Annotated in this window: 14 protein-coding genes; 5 read left to right on the top strand and 9 right to left on the bottom strand. The window is 71.2% G+C overall.

The genetic code is table 11. The features are described 5' to 3' along the window. Positions 1-96: 96 nt before the first annotated feature. The gene (locus tag J2S55_RS08935) at positions 97-654 is read right to left on the bottom strand and encodes a CGNR zinc finger domain-containing protein (RefSeq protein ID WP_306858653.1); all 558 of its coding nucleotides are present in this window, start codon (positions 652-654) and stop codon (positions 97-99) included. A gap of 163 nt (positions 655-817) precedes the next feature. Further along, positions 818-3346: an AfsR/SARP family transcriptional regulator gene (locus J2S55_RS08940; protein WP_306858654.1), complete on the bottom strand. Its 2529-nt coding sequence runs from the start codon at positions 3344-3346 to the stop codon at positions 818-820. A gap of 276 nt (positions 3347-3622) precedes the next feature. Between J2S55_RS08940 and J2S55_RS08945 the strand changes: the two genes are divergently transcribed. Then, positions 3623-4399 carry an AfsR/SARP family transcriptional regulator gene (locus tag J2S55_RS08945; RefSeq protein WP_306858655.1) on the top strand — a complete coding sequence of 259 codons (777 nt, stop codon included), beginning with the start codon at positions 3623-3625 and terminating at the stop codon, positions 4397-4399. Here the strand turns inward: J2S55_RS08945 and J2S55_RS08950 are convergent. Next, positions 4388-4999, bottom strand: a complete 612-nt coding sequence (locus J2S55_RS08950) for a TetR/AcrR family transcriptional regulator (RefSeq protein ID WP_306858656.1) — start codon at positions 4997-4999, stop codon at positions 4388-4390. The genes J2S55_RS08945 and J2S55_RS08950 overlap by 12 nt on opposite strands. 231 nt (positions 5000-5230) lie before the next feature. On the opposite strand from J2S55_RS08950, the gene J2S55_RS08955 reads away from it, so the two are divergent. Continuing rightward, entirely contained in the window at positions 5231-6346 is a 1116-nt protein-coding gene (locus J2S55_RS08955; RefSeq protein ID WP_306858657.1) for an aldo/keto reductase, read from the top strand. 66 nt (positions 6347-6412) lie between these two features. Here the strand turns inward: J2S55_RS08955 and J2S55_RS08960 are convergent, their stop codons facing one another. After that, positions 6413-9166 carry an ATP-binding protein gene (locus J2S55_RS08960; protein ID WP_306858660.1) on the bottom strand — a complete coding sequence of 918 codons (2754 nt, stop codon included), beginning with the start codon at positions 9164-9166 and terminating at the stop codon, positions 6413-6415. Positions 9167-9292: 126 nt separating this feature from the next. Here J2S55_RS08960 and J2S55_RS08965 point away from each other — a divergent pair, with 126 nt between their 5' ends. Further along, on the top strand, positions 9293-9499 hold the full coding sequence (locus tag J2S55_RS08965) for an LLM class flavin-dependent oxidoreductase (protein ID WP_306858662.1): 207 nt from the start codon (positions 9293-9295) through the stop codon (positions 9497-9499). Positions 9500-9557: 58 nt separating this feature from the next. Here the strand turns inward: J2S55_RS08965 and J2S55_RS08970 are convergent, their stop codons facing one another. The 3 genes from J2S55_RS08970 to J2S55_RS08980 all read right to left on the bottom strand — a co-directional run bounded on the left by J2S55_RS08970 (position 9558) and on the right by J2S55_RS08980 (position 12160). Then, a complete protein-coding gene (locus tag J2S55_RS08970) occupies positions 9558-10256 on the bottom strand; it encodes an alpha/beta hydrolase (protein ID WP_306858664.1) in 699 nt (232 codons plus the stop codon). 141 nt (positions 10257-10397) lie between these two features. Further along, a complete protein-coding gene (locus J2S55_RS08975) occupies positions 10398-11240 on the bottom strand; it encodes a hypothetical protein (protein ID WP_306858667.1) in 843 nt (280 codons plus the stop codon). Between the two features lie 368 nt (positions 11241-11608). Continuing rightward, the gene (locus J2S55_RS08980) at positions 11609-12160 is read right to left on the bottom strand and encodes a TetR/AcrR family transcriptional regulator (protein WP_306858670.1); all 552 of its coding nucleotides are present in this window, start codon (positions 12158-12160) and stop codon (positions 11609-11611) included. 222 nt (positions 12161-12382) lie between these two features. Between J2S55_RS08980 and J2S55_RS08985 the strand changes: the two genes are divergently transcribed. Next, entirely contained in the window at positions 12383-15148 is a 2766-nt protein-coding gene (locus tag J2S55_RS08985) for a helix-turn-helix transcriptional regulator (protein ID WP_306858672.1), read from the top strand. A gap of 7 nt (positions 15149-15155) precedes the next feature. Here the strand turns inward: J2S55_RS08985 and J2S55_RS08990 are convergent, their stop codons facing one another. Next, positions 15156-15929 (bottom strand): alpha/beta hydrolase, encoded by a 774-nt coding sequence (locus tag J2S55_RS08990; protein WP_306858674.1) that lies wholly within the window; start codon positions 15927-15929, stop codon positions 15156-15158. 283 nt (positions 15930-16212) lie between these two features. Between J2S55_RS08990 and J2S55_RS08995 the strand changes: the two genes are divergently transcribed. Then, positions 16213-17271: an alpha/beta fold hydrolase gene (locus J2S55_RS08995; protein ID WP_306858676.1), complete on the top strand. Its 1059-nt coding sequence runs from the start codon at positions 16213-16215 to the stop codon at positions 17269-17271. 73 nt (positions 17272-17344) lie between these two features. On the opposite strand, the gene J2S55_RS09000 is transcribed toward J2S55_RS08995, so the two are convergent. After that, the gene (locus J2S55_RS09000; protein ID WP_306858678.1) at positions 17345-17908 is read right to left on the bottom strand and encodes a DUF308 domain-containing protein; all 564 of its coding nucleotides are present in this window, start codon (positions 17906-17908) and stop codon (positions 17345-17347) included. Positions 17909-17934: the final 26 nt, after the last annotated feature.

Raw genomic sequence — 17934 nt, forward strand, 5'->3', positions numbered from 1 at the left:
CAACCTCCGGTATTACCCGGAGATGTCGACGTCACCTGCCACGTCTGGTCTCCTAACATCCGAACACGAGGTCTATCACCATAGCAGCCGTCGAGGTCAGGTCGCGCCGGCCGTCTGCGTCTCCTTCTTGCGAGCCCGGTAGGCAGCCGCCTTGATCTTGTTGCCGCACGACTCCATGCCGCACCACTCCCGGCGCCCGCCACGCGACCGATCGATGAAGATCTTCGTGCACTCGGGGTTGGCGCACTCCTTCATCAGCGGCACCTCCGGCCCGCTGAGCAGCTCGACGGCATGCCGGGCCACCGTGGACAGCGCCTGAGCCGGGGTCGCCTCCACCCACCGGCCCTCGGCCGTGAGCTGGAGGGCCGCCGGCGGCTTGCGTGCTGTCTCGTTCACCAGCGCGAGCGCCTCGCCGTCGTATCCGTCACCGGCGAGCCGGGCGGTGACCAGCGCATAGATGGCCTCCCGCACCGCCACCGCCTGGACCAGATCCGCTTCCCGGCAGGGCGAGAGGACGTTGACGACACCGGACTCCACGTACCACGCGTCGAGCCGGTCCGGGGCGTCGAGCGTCTCGAAGCGCGCGGTGCGACGCGCGCGGAGCGTGCAGGCGAGGTCGAGCGCAGGATTGCCACACAGAAACACATGCTTCACATCACCAGTTTGACAGGTGACTTCTGGCCGTGCAATTGCCATCACCGCTTGAACAGGTGACGGCTGAAGAGGGTGCGGCGGAGTGCGACCACGTCGTGGTGGGCGCGGGCATCGCTCAAGCTGCGACGCCTGGACGGCGAAGGACCCGAAGCGCTGGCTCTCCTCAGCCGTCCACGCCGGACACGTCCTGGCGGAGGAACAGGTTCGGGTGCCGTTCCGCCCACAGCTCCTCGTCCAGGTGGTGGTCCCGCCATTCCTCCGGCGGGTCGGCCAGCCAGTCGTGGCCGAATATCGCGTACGGATGGTCCGCGCGAACGCACTCCAGCTCGTACTGATCCAGGTATTCCATCAACGGCCGCCACAGCTGCCTGTCCTCGACGACCAGGTACGAGGCCGCCAGACCTGGTCCGTGCAGCCAGCTGCGCATCATCCGTGCCTGGAACACGTCTGTGATCGGAGACGGCTCAGCCTCGTGGGCCGGGCAGATCAGATGCCGCGCGATCCCGATGTGCGCCCCTGGGGGCACCGCCGTCATCCGGCGCACGTCGCGCCAGATGTCCCTCATGACAGGGTCGGCCTCCAGTTCTTCCCGGTCCGGCGTCCGCAGGGTCAGCCAGCTCAGGAAAGCGCGCAGGCGGTTGCTCCTGCGACACCGGAGCACGGAGAAGGCCCCTGGCTGACGGCCCAGCCAGAACCGGACGGACGCGGCCGTGAACTCGCCGTGGGTCTTGCTCGCCATGGTGACGAGTTCGTCGTGGTCGGCGCGGGTCGCCCCGGACAGTCGCAGATCCTCCTCACCCACCCCGGACACGTACCGGCGCACGACCCCGCCGCGACGGCGCAGATGACTGATCGTCCGCATGACCGCCACGCACGCGTGGGGGTCGCGGGCGTCGCGCAGGAGCTGGTCCATGACGTAGTGGCGGATCCGCCGGTGCATCCGCGCATAGCCGACGGGGTCCCGCCACCGCAGGTCGTGGTCGAGGGCCTCGCGCAGCACACCGTTGACCTCCAGGCCGTGGGCGGCGGTTTCGACATACGGTTGCGCCCGGAGCCAGTCGAATAGCTCCGCCGCCCGGCCGCCCGGAACCACCGCCCTGAGAAGATCCTCGGTGGTGTGGCGGGCGTGCGCGCACACGCGCAGCGCCCACCGATGCGTCTCCGTCGGCACGCTACCGGCCAGGAGCGCGAGCACGTTGTCGACCACGTACCGTACGGCGTCACGCCGCGACGGCTCTCCCGTGGTTGACATGCTCCTGCCGACCTCGGCGGCGAGCGACAGCGCGAAGGGGTTGCCGGCGGCGAAGTCCACGATGGACCTCCGGAGGCCGGGATCGACGCCGCGGGCTTCCACCAGCGCGGCGGACTCGGTGGCGGTGAGGGCTTCGAGGTGCCGGATCACGATCGCCCCGGACCAGGCCGGATCGGTGAGCCAGGCGGCGCTCGGCCCGGTCCGGCCCGCCACCACGACGATCGCGTCGCCGGGCAACCGCCGGAGGTATTCGCCGCGCAGCCATGGTTCGAGGTCTCCCAGCTCTTCGAAGGAGTCGATGAGGAGAACCGCACCGGAGACGCCGGAGAGCTCCTCGGCGGATCGTTCGAGCTGCTCGCGCGCTTCCGCGGTCGCCGGACCGTGGAGGTGCCGCACACGCCGTCCCGTGGCGGCGGCGTCTTCGGCGAACTTCCGCAGCAGCGTCGACTTACCGATGCCGGCGGGTCCGCGGACGAAGAGAAGACCCGGACGTTCCCCATGGCTCTTCTTCAGCAGATCCTGGAAGGCGGCGCGTTCCGTACCCCTCCCGACGAACCGCCAACCGGGCCGCTCCGGCTCCGTGCGCGCCGGCTCAGGCGGGGCCGGCTGCTCCGGGGAGTGCGCGGCAGGCGTCTCGGCCCATGGGGCGGGGGCGGACTCGTCGTGGTCGGTGTCGGCCCGGAGGATCCTGTCGTGGATCTCCCGCAGCCGCGGTCCCGGGCTGACGCCCAGTTCCTTGCCCAGCAGGTCGTAGACCATCCGGTAGGTCTCGAGCGCCTCCGCCCGCCTGCCGCTGCGGTACAGGCCTAGGAGATAGATCTCATACAACGGCTCATCGAGCCGGTTCTGCTCGATGAGCAGTGGGACCTCGGCCACCACCTCGGCGTGCTTCCCCAGCTCCAGGCGGAGCTGCAGCAACTCCTGGGTGGCGATCAGCTTCAGCCGTTCCAGCCGGAACCGCTCACGTTCGGCGGCCTCACCCGGGACCCCGGCCAGCGCCGTGCCCCTCCAGAGGTCGAGCGCCTCCTCCAGCCGCTTCGCGGCCGCCGGGATGTGTCCGCTCGCGCGCTCCTGCCGGGCGGTTTCGAGCAGATCGGCGAACTCGGTGGCGTCCAGCGCGAACAGCGACGGGTCCAGCGTGTAGCCCCCGGACCGGGAGCTGATCGCCGAGCCCAGTCCGTGCTCGGCCAGCAGCCGCCGGATGCGGGAGATGTAGGTCCGGATGACGGCTCCGCCGCTGCCCGGTGCCCGCTCGCCCCACAGGCCGTCGACCAGCTCGCCGATCCGCACGGAGCTGCCGCTGTTGGCCAGCAACAACATCAGGACGGCCTGTTGCTGGGGCGCGCCGAGATCCAGCCGCGTGTCACCGCGCTGGAGACCGGGTGGTCCCAGAACGGTGAACCTGCACGGAGCCGAGACCACGTTCGGCTGTCCGATCACTGTTTGGACGCTTTCCTTTGCGAGACTGCACGGCTGCGGGACTGCGCGGCGGCCGGCCGCCACACGGGTCCGCGGTAGTACGTCCCAGAAGGTAAGTTCACCCGGATCGCCTTCGCGAGCGTCAGGTGACGCTGTGCGTGTACGTCATCCGGGGTCATGCCTCGGCAATGCGTCAAGAGGCCGACGCGGCGTCAGTAGGGTCGGGCAGAGACGCCCGGGCACGGCTTCAGGGCATCAGTGACGGGTCGCGTTACGCGAGAGGGTGGGGGAACCTCGATGGCCGGGGTGAGCTTTGGGCTACTGGGTCCGACAAGGGTCTGGAGCGGTGGGGAAGAGCTGGAGGCCGGGTCTCCGCAACAGCGGAGGGTGCTCGCCCTGCTGCTCCTGAGCGAGGGGCGTCAGGTCTCGCTCGACGAGATCGTGAGCGCGTTGTGGGGCCGCGAGGCGCCACGCAGCGCCGTCGCGAGCACCCGCACGTACGTCTCCCGCCTGCGCCGGGTGCTGACCGACGGCGGTGCGGCCGGGCTGGGGACCGAGGCGGAGATCAGGTCGGCGGGCCGGGGCTACCAGCTGGTCGTGGACCCCGGCGCGGTCGACGTGGCGGTGTTCCGGCAGACCACCGCCGCCGCCCGGGAAGCCCGCGAGCAAGGGAAGATCACGGAGGCCTCCCGGTTGCTGCGCGGCGCGCTGGCGCTGTGGCGCGGACCGGCGCTCGACGGGCTGAGCGGAGCCTTCTTCGAGGGCCGCCGCGCCTGGCTCGAGCAGCTGCGCGCCTCAGCCATGGAGGAGCGCTGGGCGATCGACATCGAGCGGGGCGACTGTGACGAGGCGATCGCCGAACTGACGCTCGCGACGGCGGCGGAGCCTTATCGCGAGCGGTTGTGGGAGCTGCTGATGTGGGCCCTCGACCGCGACGGCCGCCGCGGGGAGGCGCTGTCGGCCTACCGGCTGATCGCCCGGTTGCTGGACGACGATCTGGGCCTGGAGCCCGGTCCCGGCCTGCGCAGGATGTACGCCCGGATCAGGACGGCGGCTGACGCCTCACTTGTCTGAGCTGCTCCACCGGCCGGCCCGGAGGTGGGCGATACCCATGTCCAGGGCGGCCTCCAAATGGACGGTCTGGCCGGTGGACATCTGGATCAGCACGCCGCCCTGGATGCCGGCCAGCAGGGCGGCCGCCGCCCGGTCGGGATCCAGGCCCGGGTCGATCTCGCCGGCGTCCTGCATGTGCCGTACACCGGCGGCGATCTCGGTCTGCCAGCGGTGCATCAACTCGGTGACCACGGCCTGGGCGCCGGGCGTGCGGCTGCCCAGGTGCGAGGTGACGGAGTTGAGCGGGCACAGACGTCCCTGCCGCCGATAGCGGTCGACGACCTTGTCCCGCCACGCCTGCCAGGCGGGCCAGGAGGTAAGGCTGTCGAGCTGGGGCCGCTGGTCCTCCAGCACACGGTCGGCCTCGAGGCGGGCCACGGCCAGCAGCAACTCCTCCCGCCCGCCCGGGAAGTAGTGGAACAGCTGGCTCTTGCTCGTCGTCGTCCTGGCCAGGACGTCGTCCAGGGTCGTGGCGGCCACGCCGAACTCGCGGATGTGCGCGGCCGCGCCCTCGAGAATGCGCTGCCGCGTCGCGGCTCCCTTGCGGGTCAGCGTGCGCATGGTCACCAATCCAGATTGGACTTTTAAGTCCATATTAGCGTAGGCGCCCCGGACGCGATCCGCCCGTCGCGCGATCCGCGCCTGCCGCATCGGCCCCCGGAAGGCGCCGCGGGGCCACGCGCCGTCCAGACGATTGGACTTGACAGTCCATTTTCAGCCACGCAAGCTGAACGGACCGCACGGTTCAGGAACCGAGCAATGCCCTTCTCCACCCGACGGAGTGAAATTCCCATGCCTCTGGACCACTACTATCTGCTCGGCCGTTCCGGGCTGCGCGTCAGTCGACTGGCGCTGGGCACGATGAATTTCGGCACCGGCGGTTTCCACGCCGCATACGGCAAGACCGAGGAGGAGGCCCGCCCCGTTTTCCGTCGCTACCTCGAAGCGGGCGGGAACTTCATCGACACCGCCGATTTCTACACCGCCGGTGAGAGCGAGACCATCCTCGGCAACCTCGTCGCGGAAGCCAAGGTGCGCGACAGGGTGGTGCTCACCACCAAGTTCACCAACAGCGTCGACCCCGGGGACCCGAACGCGGGGGGCAACGGACGCAAGCACATGATCAGAGCGGTCGAGGCGTCACTGCGCCGCCTGCGCACCGACTACATCGACCTGTTCATGCTGCACACCTGGGACCGGATCACTCCTGTCGAGGAGGTCATGCGCACCTTCGACGACCTCACCAGGGCTGGGAAGATCCGCTACGCGGGCCTGTCCGACGTGCCCAGTTGGTACGCGGCGCGGGCCCAGACCCTTGCCGAGGCGAACTCCCTCGTACCGGTGGTCAGCCTGCAACTGCCCTACTCCCTTGTCGACCGGGCGATCGAACTGGAACACGTCCCCATGGGGCAGAGCTTGGGACTCGGGATCACCGCGTGGAGTCCCCTCGGGAGCGGCTTCCTCACCGGGAAATATCGGAACACGGACCGGGGCCTGGTCGGGCAGGGCCGGCTCAACGGCGGAGGCTCGCCCGGACGCTCGTGGACGGACCGGGAATGGCAGCTTCTGGCGACACTCGAGAATGTCGCCGACAAGCTTGACAGGACGATGGCCCAGGTGGCCGTCAACTGGGTCGCCACCCAGCCCGGGGTCGCCTCGGCGATCATAGGGGCGAGCAGCACGGACCAGCTTGACGCCAACTTGGCGGCCCTCGATTTCGAGCTGCCGGCCGAGCTGCGCGCGAAGCTCGACGAGGCGAGTTCCGTGCCGCCCCGGTCGGTCTACCGGATGTTCACGCCGGACTATCAGAGCTGGCTGGTCAGTCCTGGCATCAAGGTCGGGGACAAGCCGACCGGGTACGCCCCGGCCGTGCGGAACTGGGTGTCGGGCGGCAGCGGTACTTCCTGACCCGCCTTCCGCGGCGGCCGGGAGAGAGGAACGACATCTGCCGGTGTGGTCACCGGCAGACGGCCCTTACCTCTCCTCGTGAGCCTTGAGCGTCCGCGCGAGATCGGCCCGGGAGCTCACCCCCAGCTTGGGGAAGATCCGGTGCAGGTGAGTGCCGACAGTGCGGTGAGACAGGTACAGCCGTTGCCCGATCTCCCGGTTCGTCAGCCCCTCGGCGGCCAGCTGCGCGATGTTCAGCTCGTGCGGGGTGAGCTTCTCCCGCGCGTCCGGGTCCCGGTTCGGGCTCGACTCCCCCGCACCGCGCAGCTCCCGTCGTGCGCGCTCGCCCCATGCGGCCATGCCGAGCGCGTCGAAGGTCTCCCTGGCCGTGCGCAGATGCGTCCGGGATTCCGCGGCCCGGCGCTGCCGTCGCAACCATTCGCCGAACGCCAGATGGAGGCGTCCGCGTTCGGCGGGCCACCCGGTCAGGTCCGTCCGCAGCGCGGCCGTGAACAGCGCCTCCGCCTCCGCGGTCGGGGCGAGCACGGCGCGCGCGTAGCGCAGCCCGATGTGCAGCGCCGGTGAAGGCGTCGATGCGGCCGGCGGCTCCAGGTCGTGCAGGATGTCCCGCATGGTGTCGGTCCGCCCGGCACGCACGGCGGCCTCGGTGAGCTCCGCGAGGAAGTAAGCGCGCAGGGCCAGCTGGTAGGCGGGGTCGGCGGGATCGAGGATCCGGCTCAGGGCGGCGAACGCGTCGTCGAAACGCCCCTCGCTCAGGGCCGCGAGCCCGCGCGTGAGCTGGACGGTGGCCAGGACGGGTCGGGCGCCGGCCGGGAGTGCGACCCGTTCGGCCTCGTCGGCGAGCGTTCTGGCCGACTCGTGGTCGCCCCGCAGCGCGGCGATCTCGGCCTGGACGGCCCTGGCCAGCCCGTACATGAACGGCTGACCGGTCTCCTGGGCGAACTTGGCGGCCTCCGCCGCGACCGGCACGGCCGTGGCCAGGTCACCGAGCCGGACCTGGCTCCACGCCTGAACGGCCAGGGCCCGGGGCAGTAACCCGAGCCGGCCCTGGGCACGCAGGCCGGGCGCGGCCGCCGCGGAGAAACGGGCGGCCAGGTCGAACGCCCCGACCTGCAGGGCCGCGCTGCCCAGGTAGCGATCGACCTCCGGGTCGGCGCCGGCCACGCCGGCCAGTTTGCGCAGCCCGTCGAGCACGGTGCCGCCCCGCTCGAACGGCGCGACGTACGCGGCGACCGCGACCATGCGCGGATCGTCGGCAGGAACGGGGAGCCGGTCGGCCACGCCCAGCAGCGAGCGGCGGGCGGCCGGGCCCGGTTCGGACCAGAAGCAGCGCATGGCGGCGCCCCACAGGATCCGGACAGCCGGCTCGACCTGCCCGTCGGCGGCCACCGACGCGGCCAGCTCGGCCAGCTCCGACACGCGGGAGACGTCCTCGCGCACCCCGTCCTCGAAGCCGCTGAGCAACCAGGCGGCGGCGGCGCGCCGGCGCGGCGAGAGGTCGAGGGCCCGCGCGTCGCCCACCATGCGCTCAGCCGTGTCGCGGCTGCCGGATTCGACCGCGAGCTCGGCCGCTCTCAGCAACCTGAGCGCCTTCCGGGCCTGCCCTTCGCTCAACCGGGCCGCCTGCTCAAGCGCCGCGATCGCGGCGGCGACCCCGCCCCGGTGCCGGGCCCGGTCGGCCGCGCGGTCCAGCTCGGCCGCCACTTCCTCGTCCGCTCCGGACGCCGCGGCGGCCCGGTGCCAGGCCCGCCGGTCCGGCCGTCCGCGTAGCGTCTCGGCGAGCGCCAGGTGGGCCCGCCGGCGCTCGGCGAGCGTCGAAGCCGCCGGGATGGCCGACCGCATCAGGGGATGACGGAACCTCACCATGCCGATCCCGAGCTCGATCAACCGGGCCTCGACGGCCGGTGCGAGGACCTCCAGCTCGGCCGCCGACCCCAGGATCAGTCCCGTGGCCGCGAGCGTTTCGGAGACCGAATCGCTCTGGTTGAGCGCCGCGACCAGCAGGGCGGTGCGGACCGGCGCCGGCAGCGTGGCGACCCGGGCGGTGAACGCACGCTCAAGACGCTCGGTGAGCGGCAGCACCGGACCCCCGCCGAGGTGATCACTCAGCGACAGCGCCGGACCGGGCCCCGCGTGGTCTCCCATGGCCGCCGGCAGCTCGGTCAGCGCCAGCGGGTTCCCGGCGGCCTCCTCCAGCAGCCACGTCCGGACCGCTGAGGTGAGGCCGGGGGCGATCGAGTCCAGGAGCTCGGCGGCGACCTCGTCGGAGAGCCGGTCGACGGGCATCGGGAACAGCCCGGCGTCCTGCAGGGGCGAGCGCTCCCCCTCCCGGAGGGTCGCGATCATGGCGATGGGCTCGGACTCGATCCGCCGCGCCACGAAGGCGAGGACATCGGCGCTGGCGCGGTCGAGCCAGTGCACATCCTCGGCGACGACCAGCAACGACCGGACGGCGGCCTCCTCGGCCAGCAGGGTCAGCGTGGCGAGGCCGACGAGGTAGGCGCTGGGTCCGGCCCCGTCGGCGAGGCCCAGCGCGCTCCGCAGGGTGTCACGCTGCGGGGCCGGCAGCGCGTCCACGCCCGCCCGGACCGGGTACAGCAGCCGATGCAACCCGGCGTAGGCGAGGTTCTGCTCGGACTCCACGCCGGTCGTCGTCAGCACGCGCAGTCCTGCGACCGACGGAGCGGAGACGGCCTCCGCCACGAGCGCGGACTTCCCGACGCCGGCCTCCCCCCGGAGGAGAACGCCACTGCGGTCACCGGGGCCGTCGATGAGCTCGGCCAGGGCCTTCAGCTCGGCTTCCCGTCCGAAAAGCGGCATGGTGCGGCACTCCTACCCTCGGTGTCCTCGGCTGTCTCCCCAGCCGTGCGCGACCCTACCGAAGTGCCCGGATACAACGTTTCACCAGCGTGTACGGAATGCATATCGGGACTCGCGACGACGGCGGTGACCGAGCGCATCCGTGCGCAGCCGGAGGTGCTGCTCGCGCCCCTGCGCGATCCGGTGCTGCCGGCGAAGCAGAGCGCGACACTCGACCGGTTGTCCGGTGGCCGCTTCACCCTCGGCCTCGGGGTCGGCGCGCGGGAGGACGATTTCCAGTGCTGGTCCGACGACATCCAGCAGATCGACCGCCTGGCGGACCTCCTGGCGTGACCGCCCTCACCGTGGGGCGGCCAAGAGAGATCCCTCGCGCCGCCCCACGGCCAGGTGCTCAGTCGCGCGCCGCGAGGGTCCGCGTCACCTCGTCGATGAGCCCGGCGAGCTCAACGGGCCGGGACAGGAACGGGGAATGGCCGCCGGGCAGGTGCCGGACCACGTCGGCCATCGTCAGCTGCCGCTTCACGAACAGCTCGGGCAGACTTCTGTCGTCGTCGCAGACGATCAGTGCCGAAGGGATGGTCCGCCACGACGCCCGTGTCTGCTCCTCGGTGAAGGCCCGAGCGCTCTGTGGCCTGAGCCGTGCCACGGCTGTGTCGGCCAACTCCGCGGGAACATCGTGGTAGAAGGCCTCTCGCGCCGGTTCCGGGCACGGCACGATCTTGGTTTCCGGCGGGAACCACGGTCCCCCGATGGGCGTGATCACCGCCTCGCCGGCGTTCAGCATGTGCGCCGCGAGGTAGACGAGCCGCTCGACATTCGGCACCGTCTCGGCGACCTCGGTCACCGGGACACCCCCGTAGGAGTGCGCCAGCACGGTGACGGGGCCTTCGACGGTCTCGAGGTGCTCCCGTACGGCCCGCGCGTCGTCGTACATCCCGGCATCCGGATCTCCCGACGTACTCGGCAGATCCACCGTCGACGCGCTCCAGCCGCGGCTCTCCAGCTCCGGTACGAGCCGATCCCAGCAACAAGGTCCGTGCCAGGCACCGTGCACGAGCACCAGCTTCCTCGGCTGGTCCGTTTCAGTCATCACGTCTTCTCTGATCTCTGGTCGTTCAAGGCTCTGTCGGGAACGGCGTGCAACCGCAGCGCCGACGGGCCGGCGAAGGGCGACGCCGCAGCGCGTCGAGCGTCAGCCCGAGACCCCGCCGGGCATGGGCCGCGATGCCTGTCATGGGGTGTCCTGCTGTGCCAGGCTGCCGCAGGTGAAGCCCTTCTCTCGCTCGGGATCGAGCTGGATCTGGCCCAGGTTGGTGGTCTCCATCGGCCTTCGGAGAGTCTCCAGCTTGTCGCAGTCGTACAGGACGTATGTGCCGTCGCTCTCGCCCAGCAGCATCATCCAGCGGCCGTCGTAGAGCGGCTTGTCGTCCTCAGCGCTTTTGATCACCGCCCACTGGTCCTGGAAGCCGACGGCGTTCAGCAGTTCGTTGGCCTGCCCGCTGTTCTGGACGTCGACCGCGCCCTCGACGAGCCCCAGGATGAGCAGGAAGCCCAGGCCGACTCCGGTCATGCCGCCGACGATCACCTTCGTCCCGGCGCGCCCGATCGGCTTGCGACGCAACAGCCGGAACGGGATCAGGAAGGCCAGTACGCCGAGCCCCACCGCGATGACGACCATGGCGAACAGGTCCGGATCCCCGAAGAGGCGGAGTACGCCCCAGTAGGTGGCCCCGCACCACAGTGCCGCCAGCGCCGCTGCGATCCAAGGCCGTTCCCGGAGTTTCCGTACGAGCCTGCTCGCCGCTCCGCCGGTCATCTTGTCGATCAGCCAGCCCACGCCGACGACGACGCCGAGCAGTGGCATGGCGACCAGCAGGAGCAGGACCAGGGTGCTGGTCATGCGGCCGAGCAGGACCGACTGGTCGACGCCCACCTGCTGCGGGTTGACGCCGAAGACGGCGTACATCTGCTCGATGCCGATGTAGAGGACCGCGTAGAGCGCCACCGCGATCGGCACGACGACGGATCCGATGCGTTCGAGCAGTTCCAGGACACCGCCGCCCTCCCGCGTCACGGGGGTGGGGTCATCCGGGAGTACCGGTGTTTCCGGCGGTTCGAGGGATATGGGGTGACTCGACATGGCGCACGACCATAGGCGCCGCCTGCATGCGGAACGTTGACGAGGCGTATCCGCCGTGGCCGGGCACGCGGCGGCGCGGGCTGCGGACGATTCTCCGGACCAGCCCTCGGCGGCCGGCGGACCACTCCTGAGCAGCCCTGCCATGGCACGTATACACGTCGTCAACAAGCGGTCCCTAGGGTCGGACCGGGGCGGGCTGCCCGAGGCCAGGTCTGCTCAGCCGCACCGGATGCGAAGGAGACCCATGACCACTGGCGTCACGACCGCCTGTCGCGGACCCTGCACACCACCATCGTGCGGGGTCAGTGTGCCTGCGGGGTGCCGACGCCGCGCAGCAGCGTGTCGACCACGACGTCGGCGGCCTGTGCGGCGCTCAGCTCGGGCAGGTTCTCGGCGGCGTGTTCCATCAGCGGCGGCAGGACCGTGGCCGCCCAGCCGGGCGGCAGGTCGGAGCGGAGCAGGCCCTCGTCGACGGCGCGCCGCAGGAAGGCGTCGACCTCGTCGACCAGGCGACGGCGGCGCTGGAGGATCGTCACCTCGCGGAGCATGCGGCTCGTCTCCACGGGCCATCTGCGGTTGACGGCGATGATGCCCTCGACGTAACGGTGCAGTGCGATCGCGACCGGGGCCTCGCGCAGCCTGGCGGCCTCGACGGCCTCCTCGACCGCGTCGTAGCGGGCTCCGTAGACGGCGGCCATGAGGTCTTCGCGGGAGGCGAAGCGGCGGTAGACCGTGCGGCGGTCCACTCCTGCCTCGGCGGCGATGGCGGCGATGGTCGCCGAGGGGTCGTCGGCGAGCATGCGGGCGCCCGTGCTCAGGACGCGTTCCAGGTTGCGTGCCGCGTCTGCTCTCACCTGCCCAAGGTACCGCCTCACGTAGCACATGAAGCAACTACCCGACACACTTATGGGAACGTTACATTCTTAAGAGCAACACTTATGAGGCATTTATGATGTCGACATCCATCCGGGATGCGGAATTCCACCGTTATGGACTTGCGAGTCCATTTTCGGCTGCCTAGCTTGGCGGCCAAGGGCTCCGACCTGATCGGCCGTACCTGAAGAAGGGAAGGAAGCGTGGAGTCGCTCGCCTCGACGATGGTGGGCCGGGATGGCGTCCAAGGGGAGCTGTCGGCGTTCATGACGGCCGCCGGGGGGCAGGCCCTCATCCTCAGGGGCGAGACCGGGGTCGGCAAGAGCGCCCTGCTCGACCATGTGGCCGGCCTCGCGGTCCCGGAGAACCACCGGGTGATCCGCGCCGCCGGGGTCGAGGCGGAGGCGGAGCTGCCCTTCGCCGGCCTGCACCAGCTGCTGTACTCGCTGCTGCCCCACTCGGCCGGGCTCGACGGAGGCCGCCGCGACGTCTTCGACGTCGTCTTCGGGCTCCGCGAGGGCAAGGCGCCGTCGGTCATGTCCCTCGGCATCGCCGTCCTCGACCTGCTGTCTTTGGCGGCGTCGGAGAGACCGCTGCTGCTGTTGCTCGACGACGGTCAGTGGATGGACGCCTCCAGCGCCGAGGTGTGCGGGTTCGTGGGGCGCCGGCTCACCGGCAGCTCCGTGAAGATGCTCATCGCCGTACGGTCCGACGTCGGCTCGCGGTTCGACACGGCCGCGCTTCCCGAGCTCCCCGTGGCGGCCCTGCCGGAGGAGGCGGCCGGGCAACTGCTGGACATGCGCCATCCGCGGCTCGACACGCAGACCCGGCGCATCGTCCTGGAGCACGCCATGGGCAACCCCCTGGCGCTGCTGGAGCTGCCCGTCCACCTGAACGGCGGCCACACCGGCCGCACGGCCGAGGAACTCCTCGGATTCGGCAACATCCCGCTGTCGCGCCGTCTGCAGCACGTCTACGGCCTCCGCATCGAACGCCTGGCCGGTCCCGTACGCGAGGAACTGCTGCGCGGCGCCCTCGACGGCGTCGGGGCGGGACCGAACGGCAACCGCGCCCCCGGCGCCCGCTACCGCATGCGCGAGGCCGACGGAGCGGTCGCGGCCGGCCTCCTGGACGCCGACCCCGCCACCGGCGACCTCGTCTTCCGGCACCCGCTGATCCGCACCACCGTCGTTCAGCTGGCGACCCCCAACCAGCGCCGCGCGGCGCACGCCGAGCTCGCGCGGGTGCACCGCGACGACGTCGAGCGGCGCGCCCGCCACCTGGCGGCCTCGATCGTGGATCCCGACGAGGAGGTGGCAGCCGCACTGGAGGCCGCGGCCGACTCGGCGACCCGGCGCGGGGGCGCGGTCGCGGCCGTGGCCTGGCTGACCCGCGCGGCGGAGCTGAGCGAGACCCCCGCCGACCGCTCCAGGCGGGTCGGTGACGCCGCCTTCATCGCCGGACATGCGGCGCTCCTGGACCAGGCGCAGCAGCTCGTCCGCTCGGACCTGCCGCCGGGCGCGGGCGAGTCCCCCGCCGCGGTCGTCACCTCGGCCTACGTGGCCCTGTACGAAGACGGCGACGTACGCTCCGCGCATCGTCACGTCGCGGCGGCGATCGAGAGCCTGCGGAAAGACGGCGCGCGCGAGCCCGCCGAAGTCCTCACCCGCCTGGTGAACCTGCTGCTGGCCATCAGCCAGTACGCCGGCGACGCCGCGCTGTGGGATCGCACCGGGCAGCTCATGGACTCCCTGGGAGACCGGGTCGACACACGTTCGGCGATCTACCGCGACGCGTGGAGCGACGTCGTCCGTCACGGCGCGGGCGTGCACGGGCGTGTCGAGCGCGCGTTCGCCGGCGTCTCGGAGCTGGAACCGTGGGACGTCTCGCGCCTGGCCGTGGCCGCCTACCACGTCGACACGCTGAGCCGGTACCGCCCCTACCTGCAGCGCGCCGTCGACCGTGAGGTGGAGACCGGCGCCGTGGCCACCGGCATGACCATGCTGCATCTGATCATGCTCGACCAGCTGGCCGCCGGCGAGTGGGACGACGCCGAACGGACCGGACAGCGCGCGCTGGAGCTGACCACGTCCCACGGATACGCGCTGTTCACCCACCACACTCACGCCTACCTGGGGCTCCTGGCCGCCATGCGCGGCCAGGTCGAACGGGCCCGGGAGGTGCAGGCCCTCCTGGACGCCTGGGCCCGCCCGCGCGGCGTGGGATTCCTGGCCCAGATCGCCGACGCCATCGGCACGGCGGCGGCCCTGAGCGAGGGTGACCACGAAGCCGCCTACCTGTACGCCATCGGCATCACGCCGCCGGGATCGTTCGCACGCCACGCCCATCAGGCCGCACGCACGTTGCTCGACCTGGTCGAGGCCGCCGTGCACACCGGGCGCCTGGAGCAGGCCCGCCGGCACGCCCAGGCCGCCGCCGACGCCGGCCTGCCCGGCGTCTCCCCCCGGCTGGCCCTCGTCACCTACGGCGCCCTGGCCATGACGACCGCCGACGAGAAGGAGGCCGAAGACATGTACGCCCGGGCCGAGGCCCACCCGGCCGCGGCCGGCTTCCCGTTCGAGCTGGCGCGCATCCGCCTGGCGCACGGCGTCCGGCTCAGGCACACCCAGGGCCCCAAGGCCGCACGGCCCGTCCTGGTCCGCGCCGCCGAGTCCTTCCAACGGCTCGGCGCCACAGGCTGGGCCGGACGCGCCCAGGCCGAGCTGCGCGCCTCGGGGACGCCCGCCCGAGCCTCTCTGCCGTACCTGACCACGCTGACCTGGCAGGAACGCCGCATCGCCGAGCTGGCCGCGAGCGGGCTGACGAACAAGGAGATCGGCGGACGCATGCACCTGTCCCCGCGCACCGTCAGCTCCCATCTCTACCGCGTCTTCCCGAAATTGGGCGTCACCACGCGTGCCGCGCTGCGCGACGCTCTGGGCAAGGTCGGCGACGGCGGCGACGCGTGAGCCCCCTTCACCACTTCGACGGGTCGGCGCGTACCCCTCGCTCGGCGAGCCAGACCAGCACGTGGTCGGCGACCGCCCGCCAGCCGCTGTCGACGACCAGCGAATGGGCCCGGTCCGGGAACTGCTTGAGGCCGCTGGTGGCCGTCGAGTCGCTGTACAACTTGTACGCGGCCCGGGTGACGTGATCGGGCACCAGCCGGTCCTCCTGCCCCGAGATCAGCAGCAGCGGGCCGCGGCCGGTGTTGCCGTGGTCCACGACCGCCCGCGGGTGCCGTACGGCACCGCCGTGTCCCAGCTCGGCCAGCAGCCGGCGCGGCCCGGGAACGACGTGACGCTCGAACAGCTCGGCCGACTCCTGCTCGGTGACCGCGTTGGCGAACAGCCGCCGGAACCTCCCGGCGTCCATCGACACCGGCCACGGCTCCCCAGGCGCCGGGGAGGTCGCGTGGTCGACCGGGACGGGGGCGATGGCGACCGCGGCACGGCCCGCGTCCGCGCCGAGGAGGTGCTGCGCGATGAGCCCGCCCACCGAGTGGCCGACGACCACGGGCGGGGTGTCGAAGGACCGGACGATGCGCGCGTAGTGATCCGTGAGCGCGTCGAGCCCCAGCTCATGGAACGTCTCGGGGTGCCGTCGGGCCTCGCCCACCGTGGCGTGCTCTCCCGGCCAGCCCGGCGCGCAGACGGCGAAACCGAAACTGGAGAAGCGCTCGTTCCATGAATCCCACGACGACGCGTGGAGCCACGCGCCATGGATGAAGACGACGGGAGTGGGGTTCACGGATCCTCCGGAAAGGCTCAGGACCAGGTCGTACGGGCCGTGATCCAAGGATCTTCCAGATGCGTCCGGGGCGGGAACAGTCGAATGACTCAATGTTCCTGTCCGCCTTGCGTCGCCGGTCCGGCGCGGTCTGCCGGGACGCCGCGCTCCGGGGAGGGTTCCGCGTGGCCGGCACGGCTGCCGTCCGCCGTGTCTCACCGTCATGTGACTGATGTACCGGATCCCCCTGCCGGAAACAGTGAGAGATGCCGCATTCCCCGCGACACGACACGGAGGATTCCACATGATCAACAGGCGCACCTTCGGCAAGACCCTCGGTCTGGCCACCGGCGCGGCAGTCGCCTCGCTGGCGGGCGTGCATGCCTTCCCGGCCGCCTCCGCCACCAGGCGTGGGGCGGCCCCGACGTTGCCGGCGGTCACGCCCGGCACGCACACGTCCTTCGCCTCGCTGAAGCAGGTCAGGGCCGGGCTGCTGGACATCGGCTACGCCGAGGCGGGCCCGGCCCACGGGCCCGCGGTCATCTGCCTGCACGGCTGGCCGTACGACATCCACAGCTTCGTCGACGTCGCCCCGCTGCTGGCGGCGCAGGGCTACCGGGTGATCGTTCCCTACCTGCGCGGTCACGGCACGACGCGGTTCCTGTCCTCGAAGACGTTCCGCAACGCCCAGCAGTCGGCGATCGCACTCGACATCATCGCCCTGATGGACGCCCTGAAGATCGACAAAGCCGTGCTCGCCGGCTTCGACTGGGGGTCGAGGACCGCCGACATCATCGCGGCCCTGTGGCCGCAGCGGTGCAAGGCCCTGGTGTCGGTGAGCGGCTACCTCATCACGAACCTCGAGGCCAACCTCGAGCCGCTGCCGCCGAAGGCCGAACACGCCTGGTGGTACCAGTACTACTTCGCCACCGAGCGGGGCAGGAAGGCCATGGAGGACTCGGCCAAACGCCACGACCTGACCCGGCTTATCTGGGACACCGTCTCCCCGACGTGGGACTTCGACGACGCCACCTTCGAGCGCACGTCCGCGGCCTTCGAGAACCCCGACTACGCCGCCATCGTGATCCACAACTACCGGTGGCGGCTGAGCCTGGCCGACGGGGAGCGCCGTTACGACGGTCTGGAGAAGCGGCTCGCCGCACGGCCGACCATCAAGGTGCCGACCATCACCCTGGACGCCGAGCGCGACCCCTTCACGGCGCCGCCGGGCGACGGCTCGTCGTACCGGAACATGTTCACCGGCGCCTACGGACACCGCACCCTGGCGGGCATCGGCCACGACGTGCCGCAGGAAGCGCCCACGGCCTTCGCGCAGGCCGTCGTCGACGTGGACCACTTCTGACCATTACCTGAAATGCCGAGACAGCCTGCCGGATGCGATCCGGCAGGCTGTCGGTGTGTTTCCGCTGGTTCCGTCAGACGGTCTGTGTCTGCCGCCGGCGGGCACGCCAGGCCAGCAGCCCGGCCTGGATGATGAAGAAGACGCCGCCGCCGGTGGCATAGACCGACAGCACGTCGAGCGAGGCGTCGTCCCCGAGGGCCTGGATGTTGTAGAAGATGCCCACGAGGAACGACAGACCGCCCGCGATCAGCATCGGCCACTGCGTGCCCAGCTCCGGGCCGCGCCGCCGCAGCCCGACCAGTATCTGCGCCGCACCGGAGACGACGGCCCAGGCACCGAACACGTGCAGCACCGCCGCCACCCCGCCCGCCCCCGCCAGGCCGACACCGACGGCGGCCAGAGTGCTGAGCACCCCGTTGAACAGCGTCAGGCGACGCTCCGATCCGTCCGGGAGCGCACGCAGGTCGATCAGCGACGACGCCGCGTCCATCAGCGGATAGACGACCAGCAGGGTGATCGCCAGGGCATCGATGGGGTCGTGCGCGGAGGCGAACACCGCGGCCCACGCCACGGCCAGGACTCCACGGCCCAGGTACAGCTTGAGCAGGGATGACGTTCCGGATGACTTCGTGTTCATGGTGGGTGGCCTTCTCCAGACGGGTG

This window comes from Streptosporangium brasiliense (assembly GCF_030811595.1).
Lineage (GTDB): Bacteria > Actinomycetota > Actinomycetes > Streptosporangiales > Streptosporangiaceae > Streptosporangium > Streptosporangium brasiliense.

Excerpts from the sequence above, each read along its gene's own strand:
- J2S55_RS08950 (WP_306858656.1), bottom strand. The coding sequence starts at position 4,999 with ATGCGCACGCTGACCCGCAAGGGAGCCGCGACGCGGCAGCGCATTCTC.
- J2S55_RS08945 (WP_306858655.1), top strand. The coding sequence starts at position 3,623 with ATGGCCGGGGTGAGCTTTGGGCTACTGGGTCCGACAAGGGTCTGGAGC.
- J2S55_RS09000 (WP_306858678.1), bottom strand. The coding sequence starts at position 17,908 with ATGAACACGAAGTCATCCGGAACGTCATCCCTGCTCAAGCTGTACCTG.
- J2S55_RS08995 (WP_306858676.1), top strand. The coding sequence starts at position 16,213 with ATGATCAACAGGCGCACCTTCGGCAAGACCCTCGGTCTGGCCACCGGC.
- J2S55_RS08955 (WP_306858657.1), top strand. The coding sequence starts at position 5,231 with ATGCCTCTGGACCACTACTATCTGCTCGGCCGTTCCGGGCTGCGCGTC.
- J2S55_RS08970 (WP_306858664.1), bottom strand. The coding sequence starts at position 10,256 with ATGACTGAAACGGACCAGCCGAGGAAGCTGGTGCTCGTGCACGGTGCC.
- J2S55_RS08960 (WP_306858660.1), bottom strand. The coding sequence starts at position 9,166 with ATGCCGCTTTTCGGACGGGAAGCCGAGCTGAAGGCCCTGGCCGAGCTC.